Origin of the sequence: Anaerotruncus sp. AF02-27 (genome assembly GCF_003465835.1) — a bacterium.
Classification (GTDB): domain Bacteria; phylum Bacillota; class Clostridia; order Oscillospirales; family Ruminococcaceae; genus Anaerotruncus; species Anaerotruncus rubiinfantis.
This window is the reverse complement of the sequence record NZ_QSBX01000023.1, coordinates 12200-25067: the sequence shown is the minus strand read 5'-3', so window position 1 is coordinate 25067 and position 12868 is coordinate 12200. Positions and strand designations below refer to the sequence as shown.

9 protein-coding genes are annotated in these 12868 nt (G+C 57.7%); all 9 read right to left on the bottom strand.

Annotated features, from left to right (window positions below; translation table 11 throughout):
- Window positions 1-63 precede the first annotated feature (63 nt).
- Window positions 64-534 carry a 30S ribosomal protein S7 gene (gene rpsG / locus DWV16_RS14600; RefSeq protein WP_066453347.1) on the bottom strand — a complete coding sequence of 157 codons (471 nt, stop codon included), beginning with the start codon at window positions 532-534 and terminating at the stop codon, window positions 64-66.
- 129 nt (window positions 535-663) lie between these two features.
- Window positions 664-1089 (bottom strand): 30S ribosomal protein S12, encoded by a 426-nt coding sequence (rpsL, locus tag DWV16_RS14595; protein ID WP_016315396.1) that lies wholly within the window; start codon window positions 1087-1089, stop codon window positions 664-666.
- 275 nt (window positions 1090-1364) lie between these two features.
- Window positions 1365-4955, bottom strand: coding sequence for a DNA-directed RNA polymerase subunit beta' (gene rpoC / locus DWV16_RS14590; RefSeq protein ID WP_066453344.1), 3591 nt, complete (start codon window positions 4953-4955; stop codon window positions 1365-1367).
- Between the two features lie 21 nt (window positions 4956-4976).
- Entirely contained in the window at window positions 4977-8717 is a 3741-nt protein-coding gene (gene rpoB, locus DWV16_RS14585; RefSeq protein ID WP_066453341.1) for a DNA-directed RNA polymerase subunit beta, read from the bottom strand.
- A gap of 384 nt (window positions 8718-9101) precedes the next feature.
- Window positions 9102-9701 carry a lysine exporter LysO family protein gene (locus tag DWV16_RS14580; protein WP_118479948.1) on the bottom strand — a complete coding sequence of 200 codons (600 nt, stop codon included), beginning with the start codon at window positions 9699-9701 and terminating at the stop codon, window positions 9102-9104.
- Complete coding sequence (locus DWV16_RS14575) at window positions 9701-10000, bottom strand: LysO family transporter (RefSeq protein WP_158572917.1); 300 nt, start codon at window positions 9998-10000, stop codon at window positions 9701-9703. Before DWV16_RS14575 ends, DWV16_RS14580 begins: the two co-directional genes overlap by 1 nt.
- An 84-nt stretch (window positions 10001-10084) precedes the next feature.
- Window positions 10085-11491, bottom strand: a complete 1407-nt coding sequence (locus tag DWV16_RS14570) for an aminopeptidase (RefSeq protein ID WP_066453332.1) — start codon at window positions 11489-11491, stop codon at window positions 10085-10087.
- Between the two features lie 34 nt (window positions 11492-11525).
- On the bottom strand, window positions 11526-12116 hold the full coding sequence (locus DWV16_RS14565) for a lytic transglycosylase domain-containing protein (RefSeq protein WP_066453331.1): 591 nt from the start codon (window positions 12114-12116) through the stop codon (window positions 11526-11528).
- Window positions 12113-12868: a dephospho-CoA kinase gene (gene coaE / locus DWV16_RS14560; protein ID WP_147349476.1), complete on the bottom strand. Its 756-nt coding sequence runs from the start codon at window positions 12866-12868 to the stop codon at window positions 12113-12115. The genes DWV16_RS14565 and coaE overlap by 4 nt, the downstream gene beginning before the upstream one ends.

Here is a 12868-nt window from a genome sequence, read left to right as displayed (position 1 = left end):
CAGCGATGGGCTGACGCCGCCGGTAGAATGAAATAACAAAAACTGACTCCCAGATGGGGCGGATTACCAGCGGTAATGTGCAAACGCCTTGTTGGCTTCTGCCATCTTGTGGGTATCCTCGCGCTTTTTGACGGCGCCGCCGGTCTGGTTGAGAGAATCCATGATCTCGCCCGCAAGGCGCTCTCTCATGGTCTTCTCGCCGCGGTTGCGGCTGTAGGTGGTCAGCCACCGCAGACCCAGGGTCTGACGGCGTTCCGGACGCACCTCCATAGGAACCTGGTAGGTTGCACCGCCGACGCGGCGGGCTTTGACCTCCAGCACGGGCATAATGTTCTCCATCGACTGCTCGAAAGCTTCCAGCGGATCTTTGCCCGTCTTTTCTTTGACGATATCGAATGCACCGTATACAATCTTCTGTGCGACACCTTTTTTGCCGTCATACATAATATTGTTGATCAGCCGGGTGACGAGCTTGGAATTGTAAAGCGGGTCCGGCAAAACATCACGTTTTGCAATACGACCTCTTCTTGGCACTTCGCTTCCCTCCTTCATAAATATAATGAATTCATTGGTACTCGAAAGTGACAAAACTCCCGTTCGCGCCAATCCGAGGCTCACATCTATATGTTAGCCTAAAATTGGCAGAATAATCGAAAAGTTTTATTACTTCTTGGCACCAGCCTTCGGCCGTTTCGCGCCGTATTTGGATCTGGCCTGCATGCGTTTTGCAACGCCCTGCGCATCCAGTGTGCCACGGATGATGTGGTAACGGACACCAGGCAGGTCCTTAACGCGCCCGCCGCGGATGAGCACGACGCTATGCTCCTGCAGGTTGTGGCCGATGCCGGGGATGTAAGAAGTAACCTCAAATCCATTGGACAGTCTGACCCTCGCGACCTTTCGCAGCGCAGAGTTCGGCTTTTTCGGGGTAGAAGTACGGATGGCCGTGCAGACGCCTCTCTTCTGCGGGGAATTCTGATCGATTGCAACTCTCTTCTTGGAGTTCCATCCTTTCAGCAGCGCAGGAGCGGTGGACTTCTTGACGGTGACCTCTCTACCTTTGCGTACAAGCTGGTTAAATGTTGGCATATTGCACCTCCTTACTTTGTTTTGGCCTTTTTGGCCATCTGTTTATTTCAAGGGATCAGAAGCATCCCGATCCCGCTGAAACCGCATTATGACACAGTCTCACAGTTCTTTATTATAATGCCTCATTTGACTCATTGTCAATACATACATTAAAATTTTACCGTCTTTGTACGTTTTTACCATTAGAAAAGCCTGAAAATCCTTCCGCTTTCGTCCAAGACGCCGGTACGTCCCGCGGGACGTACCGGCGTCGCGTTGATAAAAACGTGAAATGGTTAAACTGTCTGCATGTCCTCCGCATCGTCCAGATCGGAGATGAAGCTGTAGTCGCTGTGGTCGGCATGGCTCTCGGCGTCCACGATCTCGAGCGTATCGTAATCCACCGTGCCCGTTCCGGCCGGGACCAGCTTACCGATGATGACGTTTTCCTTGAGGCCCATCAGATGGTCGACCTTGCCCTTGATCGCGGCTTCGGTCAGCACGCGGGTGGTTTCCTGGAAGGAGGCTGCCGACATGAAGCTCTCGGTTGCGAGTGACGCCTTCGTGATACCCAGCAGGACCGGCGTGCCCGCCGCGTGGCGGCGTTCCCCGCCGTCCTGGGCGTTCAGGCGGTCGACTTCGGCGTTGATGCGCGCGAGCTCGCTCTTCTCGATCTTCGCGCCGGTGATGAGCATCGTGTCGCCGCCGTCCTCAATATTGACTTTGCGCATCATCTGGCGGACAATGACCTCGATATGCTTATCATTGATGTCAACACCCTGCGTACGGTAGGTGCGCTGCACCTCTTTGATCAGGTAATCCTGTACCGCGAGATGTCCGGAAACCGTCAGGATCTCGTTGGGCTCGATGGCGCCCTCGGTGATGAGGTCGCCCTTCTTGACCACGTCTCCCTCCTGCACACGCAGGGTGGAGCCGTAGACGACCTGCCGCTCGAAGCGTTCGCCGTCCTCAGCAGTGACGACCACGAAGTCGCCGCCCTTCTGATCCTTTTCAAACGAAACAACACCGTCCAGGTGAGAGATAATCGCGCTGTTCTTCGGCTTTCTGGCTTCGAACAGCTCCTCGACACGCGGAAGACCCTGTGTGATGTCCGCCGCGGAAACCGAGCCGCCGGTGTGGAAGGTACGCATGGTGAGCTGGGTGCCCGGCTCACCGATCGACTGTGCCGCGATGATGCCGACCGCTTCGCCCACGCCAACCGGCTGGCCGTTTGCGAGGTTCGCGCCGTAGCACTTGGCGCAGACGCCGATCTTCGACTCGCAGTTGAGCGGGGTGCGGATCTTCACCTCGGTGTAGCCCGCGGCCTGGATCTTCTTGGCATCGGCTTCGGTCATCATCTTGTCGCGGGAGACGATCACTTCACCGGTCTTGGGATCGACGACATCGTCGGCGACATAACGTCCGAGCAGACGCTCGGCAAAATCCTCGATGACGCGGCCGCTGTCCACAATGTCGCAGACGACGATACCCTCATGGGTTCCGCAGTCGTTCTCGCGGATGATGACATCCTGCGAAACATCGACCAGGCGGCGGGTCAGATAGCCCGAGTCCGCCGTACGCAGCGCGGTGTCCGCAAGGCCCTTGCGCGCGCCTCGGGAGGACTGGAAGTATTCCAGGATATTCAGGCCTTCGCGGTAGTTCGCCTTGATCGGGATTTCGATCGCGCGGCCGGAGGTATTCGCGATGAGTCCGCGCATACCGGCGAGCTGGCGGATCTGGTCCATTGAACCACGCGCTCCCGAGTCGGCCATCATATAGATCGGATTGCGCTCGCCAAATGTCTTGGTCAGCGCGTCCTTCACCTTGGCGGAACACTCGTTCCAGGTGGCGACCACACGCTCGTAACGGACGTCGTCCGAGATGAAACCGCGGTCGTACTGGCGCTTGATCGCGTCGACCTTTGCGTCGGCCTCCGCGATATATTCCGCTTTCTCCGGCGGGATGACCGCGTCCGAAACGGCAACCGTGATGCCGCTGCGGCAGGAATATTTGAAGCCCTGCGCCTTGATGCGGTCGAGCATTTCGGAGGTCTTCGCAGTACCGTACTGGCGGATGGTCTTGTCAATGATCTTCCCGAGCTCCTTCTTGCGCACGAGGAAGCCGATCTCGAGATCAAACACATGATCCGGGTCGGAGCGGTCGACATAGCCGAGATCCTGCGGGATCGGGTCGTTGAAGATGATGCGGCCAACGGTCGTCTCCACAATGTGGGAGATGCGCTCGTCGCCTACCTGTTTTGTCACCCGCACCTTGATGGGCGCGTGCAGGCCAACCGCACCTGCATTGTAGGCCATGAGGGCCTCGTTGAAATCACGGAACACCTTGCCCGCGCCGGTTTCGTCCTCGCGCACCATGGTGAGGTAGTAGGAACCGAGCACCATGTCCTGGGTCGGGACGGTGACAGGCTTGCCGTCCGAAGGTTTAAGAAGGTTATTCGCGGCCAGCATCAAAAAGCGGGCTTCGGCCTGCGCTTCGGCGGAAAGTGGGACGTGCACGGCCATCTGGTCGCCGTCGAAGTCGGCGTTGTAGGCGGTACAGACCAGCGGATGCAGCTTCAGGGCGCGGCCCTCGACAAGGACCGGCTCAAACGCCTGGATTCCCAGACGGTGCAGCGTCGGCGCGCGGTTGAGAAGCACCGGATGGTCCTTGATAACCACTTCGAGCGCGTCCCAAACATCTTTTACGGTGGCGCGTTCGACCATTTTGCGGGCATTTTTGATATTGGTGGCAACCTTGAGGTCGACCAGCCGTTTCATGACGAACGGCTTGAAGAGCTCAAGCGCCATCTCCTTTGGAAGACCGCACTGGTACATCTTCAGTTCCGGGCCGACGACGATAACCGAACGGCCGGAATAGTCGACACGCTTGCCCAGCAGGTTCTGACGGAAGCGTCCCTGTTTGCCCTTGAGCATATCCGAGAGGGATTTGAGCGGACGGTTATTGGGTCCTGTGACCGGACGGCCGCGGCGGCCGTTGTCGATGAGCGCGTCGACCGCCTCCTGCAGCATCCGCTTCTCGTTGCGCACGATGATGTCCGGCGCGCCGAGCTCCAGAAGCTTCTTAAGACGGTTGTTGCGGTTGATGACGCGGCGGTACAGGTCGTTCAGGTCGCTCGTTGCGAAGCGGCCGCCGTCGAGCTGAACCATCGGACGGATATCCGGCGGAATGACCGGCACCACATCAAGAATCATCCATTCGGGCTTGTTGTGGCTGTGGCGGAACGCCTCGACCACTTCGAGCCGCTTGAGAAGTTTGATACGCTTTTGGCCTGCCGCGGTTTCGAGGTCGGTTTTGAGCTCATCGGAAAGCTTGTCGAGATCGATCTCGGCAAGCAGCTCCTTGACCGCCTCCGCGCCCATACCGGCGCGGAAGTCGTCCTCATAAGCTTCCTTGAGGTCGCGGTATTCCTTTTCGGAAAGGAGGGTGTATTTTTTGAGGTTGGTGAGGCCCGGGTCGATAACCACATAGGAGGCGAAGTAGAGCACCTTTTCCAGAAGGCGCGGGGACATATTGAGCAGCAACCCCATGCGGGAGCTGGTGCCCTTGAAGTACCAGATATGGCTGACCGGAGCGGCCAGCTCGATGTGGCCCATCCGTTCCCGGCGGACCTTCGCGCGGGTGACCTCGACGCCGCAACGTTCGCAGACCTTGCCTTTATAGCGGATGCGCTTGTAACGTCCGCAGTAACACTCCCAGTCCTTGGTCGGCCCAAAGATCTTTTCGCAGAAAAGGCCTTCCCGTTCGGGCTTGAGCGTGCGGTAGTTGATAGTCTCGGGCTTCTTGACCTCGCCGCATGACCACTCGCGGATCAGTTCCGGCGACGCCAGTCCGATTTTTATCGATTCAAAAACGTTAAATTCCAAAATGCGAACCCCTCTTTCCTTAGATTAGAAACTGTCGTCATTCGCGATGCCGTCCAGGCCCAGCGCTTCGATGGGGTCAAAGCTCTCCTCCACATCGTCGTCCAGGTCCACGTCGAGCAGATCGATATCTGCCGCCTCGGGGTCAGGCTGGTCAATGTCAAATCCGTCTTCAAACTCGCCGGCGACCTCGACGCCTTCCATCAGCGAATCATCCACAGGGGTAAGCCCCATATTCTCGTCGTCGTCAAAGGTTTGCTTGAGGTCGATCTCCTCGTTGTTCTTATCCAGTACGCGCACGTCGAGACCGAGCGACTGCAGCTCCTTGATGAGCACCTTGAACGACTCCGGAATACCCGGCTTCGGAACATTTTTGCCTTTGACAATCGCCTCGAACGTTTTCACACGCCCGACCACGTCGTCCGATTTTACCGTCAGGATTTCCTGCAGGGTGTATGCGGCGCCGTAAGCCTCCAGCGCCCAGACTTCCATCTCTCCGAAACGCTGTCCGCCGAACTGCGCCTTGCCGCCCAGCGGCTGCTGGGTGACCAGGGAATACGGCCCTGTCGAACGGGCGTGGATTTTATCGTCGACCAGGTGGTGGAGCTTGAGGAAGTACATGTAGCCCACCGTGACCGGATTATCAAACGCCTCGCCGGTGCGCCCGTCATAAAGGACGGTCTTGCCGTCCGGCGAAAGGCCCGCTTCAGTCAGCGCATCCGCGATGTCCTGCTCGTTCGCGCCGTCGAATACCGGCGTCGCAACCTTCCAGCCGAGCTGCGCGGCCGCGCGGCCCAGATGGACTTCGAGCACCTGCCCGATATTCATTCGGGACGGAACGCCCAGAGGGTTCAGCACGATGTCAAGCGGCCGTCCATCCGGCAGGTAAGGCATATCCTCCTGCGGCAGTACGCGGGAAACAACGCCCTTGTTTCCATGCCGTCCGGCCATCTTGTCTCCGACCGAGATCTTACGTTTCTGTGCGATGTAGCAGCGCACCACCATGTTGACGCCCGGCGAAAGCTCGTCGCAGTTGTCGCGGGTAAACACCTTGACGTCGACGATGATGCCGTATTCGCCGTGCGGGACGCGCAGCGAGGTGTCGCGCACCTCTCTGGCCTTTTCACCAAAGATCGCGCGCAGCAGGCGCTCCTCGGCGTTCAGCTCGGTCTCACCCTTCGGGGTGACCTTGCCGACCAGGATGTCTCCGGCGCGCACTTCGGCACCCACGCGGATGATGCCGCGTTCGTCGAGTTCCTTGAGCGCATCGTCGCCCACGTTCGGGATGTCGCGGGTGATCTCCTCCGGCCCGAGCTTGGTGTCGCGGGCTTCGATCTCGTATTCCTCGATGTGGATCGAGGTGTAAATATCGTCACGGACCAGTTTCTCGTTGATGAGCACCGCGTCCTCGTAGTTGTAGCCTTCCCAGGTGATGAAGCCGATGAGCATGTTGCGCCCGAGGCTGATTTCACCATTCGAAGTGGACGGGCCGTCCGCGATCACCTGGCCGACCTCGATCCGCTCGCCCTTCTGGACGATCGGGCGCTGGTTGATGCAGGTGCCCTGGTTCGAACGCAGGAACTTGATCAGGTGATAAGGATGGTGCTCGCCCTGGTCGTCGCGGATGACAATCTCGTTGGCGGAAAGCGCATCGACCACGCCGGCGTGTTTGGAAACGACCGCAACGCCCGAGTCAACCGCGGATTTATATTCCATGCCGGTCGCGACGATCGGCGCCTCCGGCACGAGCAGCGGCACCGCCTGGCGCTGCATGTTCGCGCCCATCAGCGCGCGGTTCGCGTCGTCGTTCTCAAGGAAGGGGATCATCGCGGTTGCGACCGAAACGACCATCTTCGGCGAAACGTCCATGTAGTCGACCTTTTCGCGTTCGACAATCAGCATCGTGTCGCGGTAACGGGCGCTGACCTTGGGGTTCTGGAACTTCTTGTCCGCGGTGAGCGGTTCATTCGCCTGCGCGACGATGTACATGTCCTCAATATCGGCGGTCATGTATTCGACTTCGTCGAGCACCACGCCGGTCTCTTTATCCACCTTGCGGTAGGGGGCCTCGATGAAGCCGTATTCGTTGATTTTCGCGAAGGTCGCGAGATAGGAGATCAGTCCGATGTTCGGGCCTTCCGGCGTCTCAATCGGGCACATGCGGCCGTAATGGCTGTAGTGTACGTCACGCACCTCGAATCCGGCGCGGTCACGGGAAAGGCCGCCGGGGCCGAGCGCCGACAGACGGCGTTTGTGGGTGAGCTCCGCGAGCGGGTTGGTCTGGTCCATAAACTGGGAAAGCGGCGAAGAGCCAAAGAATTCCTTGATGGAAGCCACGACCGGGCGGATATTGATCAGCGCCTGCGGGGTGACGACATCCATGTCCTGCGCCTGGGTGGCCATGCGTTCCCGGATGACCCGCTCCATGCGGGAAAAGCCGATGCGGAACTGATTCTGGAGCAGCTCGCCGACCGAGCGGATACGGCGGTTGCCCAGGTGGTCGATGTCGTCGACGGTGCCGACATCGTGGCCGAGGCAGCACAGATAGTTGATCGACGCGAAGATATCGTCCTTGATGATATGTTTGGGGATCAGGTCGTCATGGCGCGCTTTGATCTGCTCTTTGAGCGCGTCGTCGTCCTGGCAGCCCTCGAGCAGCTCGCGCAGCACCGAGAAACGCACCTTTTCGTTGATGCCCAGTTCGGTGCAGTCGAACTTCACAAAATCGTGGATGTCGACCATGCCGTTCGAGAATACCTTGATCTCGCGCTCGCCGTCCTGCAAATAAACGGTATCGACACCGGAGCGGCCGATCTGTTCAGCCAGTTCGCGGGAGAGCACCGCGCCCGCGTCCGCGAGCAGTTCGCCGGTAAGCGGGTCCGCAACCGGACGGGACACAGTCCTGCCCATGATGCGCGGCGTAATCGAAAGCTTCTTATTATATTTGTAGCGGCCGACCTTGGAAAGGTCGTACCTTCTGGGGTCAAAGAAAAGCGCGTCGATGTGGCTCTGCGCCGAATCGACCGTCGGCGGCTCACCCGGGCGCAGCTTGCGGTAAACCTCCAGGAGCGCCTCCTCGGTGTTGACGGTGCTGTCCTTTTCGAGGGTCGCCATAATGCGCTCGTCGTCGCCGAAAAAGCCGATGATCTCATCGTTCGAGGCAAGCCCCAGCGCACGGATGAAGGTGGTCACCGGCAGCTTGCGGTTTTTATCGATGCGGACGTAGAAAACGTCGTTTGAGTCGGTTTCGTATTCGAGCCACGCGCCGCGGTTGGGGATGACGGTGGCGGTAAAAAGCTGTTTTCCGCTCTTGTCGTGGGCGGCTCCGTAATAGACGCCCGGGGAACGCACCAACTGGGAAACAATGACGCGCTCCGCGCCGTTGATGATGAAGGTGCCGCTTTCGGTCATCAGCGGGAAATCACCCATGAAGATGTCCTGCTCCTTGACCTCGCCGGTCTCCTTGTTGAGGAGGCTGGCGCGCACGCGCAGCGGAGCGGCATAGGTCGCGTCGCGCTCCTTGCATTCCTCAATGGTGTATTTCGGTTTGTCGTCCAGACGGTAGTCGATAAAATCGAGGACCAGGTTGTCCTGGTAATCCGTGATCGACGAGACGTCCTTGAACACCTCTTTCAGCCCTTCATCCAGGAACCACTGGTAGGAATTTTTCTGTACTTCGATGAGGTTCGGCATCGTGAGAACCTCGTCGATCCGAGAAAAACTCATACGAGTCGTCTTGCCCTGTGTTACTGGCTTTACATTCACCATAGGCTTTGCTCACTCCATTCATCTGATTTACGCGATGAATTTTTGGTTCCCCGCGTATAGTCCGCCGCGCCGTCCGGCGCTGGGGCAATTGATCCACGCATTGTGCAAATTCTACAGGTTTCCCAACCGTCTCCCGTAAATTTTGCAAATTCCTATTGCCAAACATGTCGAAACATGTTATAATTTTCGTGAATAATTGCAGAAATAGCCATTTTGATACAGTATATTAGTTTATCATACCCGGTCAAGTATGTCAAGGGCAATTTATGAACATTCCGTAACAAAAAGCCAGCGGTCTTTTTAGACCGTTGGCTTTTTTAGAGCGGTTTATGCAGGCCTGCAAATGCAATTTCCCAATCGTTTTGTGACCGAAAAGCGCCCCGTTCACAAAAGATTGTAGGCCACCGGCACCAACACCGGCACCAGTGCGGTAAGCACCACGCCCGAAATGACCGCCATAAGCGCGGTCTCCTGGTTGGTCGCCTTTGCGATCGCGGGCAGGGTCGTATCCATCGCGGTCGCGCCGGACGGCGCGATGGCCGCGTGGCTGCCCAGATATTTCGCCACCACCGGGATGACCAGAAACGAGAGCAGCTCCCGCAGGATATTCGTCAGGAACGCCACCGTTCCCAGCTGCGAACCGCCCAGTTCCCGCAAAATCACCGCTGAAACACTGTAAAATCCAAACCCGGACGAGACTGCCGCAGCTTCGTTCAGCGGGATGCCCAACCCCAGGCCCAGCAACATGCCTCCCGCTATCGATCCTGCCGCTACCCCCAGCGGGATCACCAGGATACGCACATGATATGTACGGATCGTCCGAAAAACCGTTTTGTTGCTGCCAACCTCTACGCCGACCGAAAGGAGCAGCAGCATCAGCGCGTAGCTCATCACCGTGTCCATCAGCGCGACCGCCGCGGGCGAAAAGAGAAAGTGCCCGCACAGAGCCCCCACAAACAGGCTGCCGATTGCAACCAGGATCATCACTCGGCATCATCCTCCTTTTTTAAAGCAATGCGCGAGAGCAGATAAACCAGAAGCACCGACCCGGCAATGGTGACCAGCGCGTAGCAAAGCGCCTGCACGCCCGCGGTGCGCAAATCCGCGAGGAAAGTGGGCGAACCGGCCATCGAAGCTCCCATTGAAAAGAGGGTCAGCGAAATTCCGACTGTCTGCACCCAGCTGTTGACCTTGAGCCATTTAACCGGGAAGATGGTGAGGCCGATTGCGATTCCGATGATAAAAAATACAATCAGCGAGAACGGGCCGAGGAAATCGAACACGAAAACCAATCCTTTTTTCAAAATTACATGGAAGGTCCCCGCTGCGGCCAGCCGCCGCGGCGGGGACTCTCTGTTTCTGGTATTTTATTGCGCGGCGCAGTAGGCTTTGAAGGCCAGATAGGTCGCGTAAACGTCGTTTTTGGAAACGATCTCGAAAGGCGAATGCATCGAGAGCACCGGCACGCCCACATCGACCACGTCTACATTGAGCTTCGCCACATATTTGGCGACCGTCCCGCCGCCCCCGAAATCCACCTTGCCGAGTTCGCCGGTCTGCCAGAAAATCTTTTCGCCGTCCAGGATTCTGCGCACCTGGGCCATAAATTCCGCCGAAGCCTGGCTGGTGCCATACTTGCCGCCCGAACCGGTATACTGGGTCACGACCACGCCGTAGTTGAGGTAGGCGCAGTTGCGTTTTTCCATGGTGTCCGGGAAGGTGGGGTCGAACGCCGCATTGACGTCGGCCGACAGGCAGGTCGATTTTGAAAGCACCGCGCGGCCGTTTTCGCCAAAGCATTCCGCCAGGTCATATACAAAATATTTGAGATATTCCGAATTGAGCCCGGTGTTGCCGTCCGAACCGGTCTCCTCCTTATCCGCAAAGACGGTCACCGTGGTATAGGGCGGGTTCTTGTTCTCAAGCGCCGCCATCAGCGAGGTGTAAGCGCAGACCCGGTCGTCGTGGCCGTACGCGCCGATCATCGAGCGATCGAAGCCAACGTCCTTCGCCTTGAAGGCCGGCACCATTGTAAGCTCCGCCGAAAGAAAATCCGCCTCAACGATTCCGTACTTCTCGTTGAGCATCCGGATAATGTTGAGCTTGACCTTCTCGCTTGCCTTATCGTCTTTGAACGGGCGGCAGCCGACCAGGACGTTGAGCTCCTCCCCCTTGAGCCCGTCCTTGAGCGGGCGTTTCATCTGCTCACCCGCCAGATGCGGCAGAAGGTCAGTCACGGTAAACACCATGTCATCGTCCTGCTCGCCGAGCGCGACGGCGATTGTTTGGCCGTCCTTCTTGACAATCACGCCATGCAGAGCCAGCGGGATCGCACCCCATTGATAACGCTTCACGCCGCCATAATAATGGGTTTTAAACATGGCGAGCTGCGCTTCTTCATAAAGCGGGTTCGGCTTGAGGTCGAGCCGCGGGGAATCGATATGGCTGGCCATGATACGCACCCCCTGCGCAATCGGACGGGAACCGATCGTCGCGAGCAGAACCGCCTTGCCGCGGTTGTTGCGGTAAACACAGTCGCCGGGCCGGTAGCTTCCCCGCGGATCAAATTCGGTAAATCCCGCCGCTTTGGCCATGCGGATGATCTCCGGGACAGCCTCCCGTTCGGTTTTGCAGAGATCCAAAAAACGCATATACGGCGCGCAGAAATCATCCGCCGCCTTTTCATAGGCTTCATCGGCCGCGACGCCGATGTTTTCGCGGTTTAAGAGCAGCTTTTCCTGCAGCAGCTCCCCCGCCGATTTATCTTTTGCCATAGTGCCATGTCTCCTTTTATCTGAATTTCAATCCTTACAAATCATAGAGCCTGCGGTAGATTTCGATGGTCTTTCCGACCTTCTCGACATATGCCGCGGTGTCTTTAAAGGGGATATGTTCGACATGCTCCCCGTCCGGAGAAATCTCCGGATCGCCAAGCCAGTTCTTCACGCTGCCCCACCCCGCATGGTAGGCGCATAGCGCGTTATCCACCGTACCAAATTCATCGAGCAGGATCTTCAGCATACTGGTTCCATACTCGATATTTGTTTCGGGGTCAAACAGGTCGTCATGATCCGCTTCCCCAGCCAAACCCTTACGCATCCGAACCCAATCGTATGCGTCCGGCATCATCTGCATAAGCCCCTTCGCGCCCACATTCGAAACCGCTTCGGGGTTAAAGCCGCTCTCAGTGCGCACGACCGCGTAGACGAGTGCCCGGTCGAGCTCTTTTTCCCTGCAGGCGGAATCAATAAGTTCCTCATATTTCATTGGATAGGCGTTGCGGTAGTACCGGTCAAAGCCATACCGCACCGCGCTGACTGCGCCCAAAAGCACCATCGCCAGCAAAAGAAGTTCCAAACAGATTTTGACTGCGCGCCTGATGTTTCTTCCTCCAGTCATTCGGAATCTTCGCCCGCCAGCTCCCCGAATACCTCTTTATCCGAAGGCAGCGCGTCCGGCATTTCTCCCGGCGCATCCGGGGACGCGGCTTCCCGCGCCTGCGGCCGTTCCGATCCATCTTTATCGAAACCGCCTTCATTCGCAAGCTTTTCGTAACGGTTGAAAAGATCGATAAACACAAGGCGCAAAGCGCCCAGCTCACCGTCATTGGTAAGTATATCGTCGGCGCGCGAGGTGTAGAACGCGTCATTATTCTGGGCATTCACCCTGCGGCGGGCGTCCTCCTCGGTCATCTTGTCCCGTTCGATGATCCGCCGGGTGCGGGTTTCGGCATCCGCGATCACCGCAACCACCCGGTCGCAGCGTTTGTCAAGGCCCGACTCATAAAGGGTCGGCGCGTCAAGCAGCACCATCTTAACGCCGCGGCCGCATGCCTCCTCTAGTTTGCGCCCGATCGCCCGGATAATGTATGGGAAGGTGATTTCATTGAGCCGTTTGAGTTTCTTTTTATCGCCGAAACAGATTTCCGCGAGCTTCGGCCGGTTGAGGGTTGCGTCCGGATGGATCACCTCGGTGGAAAATTCCAGCACAAGGTCCATGAGGCATTCCTTTGAATTTTCAATTGTATAGCGGGCAACCTTATCCGCGTCGATCACTTCCACGCCCCACTCGGAAAACATCCTGCTCAAGGTCGATTTGCCCGCGCCGGTCTGGCCCGTCAGGCCGATGATCATCGTCTTTCTTTCACTCAC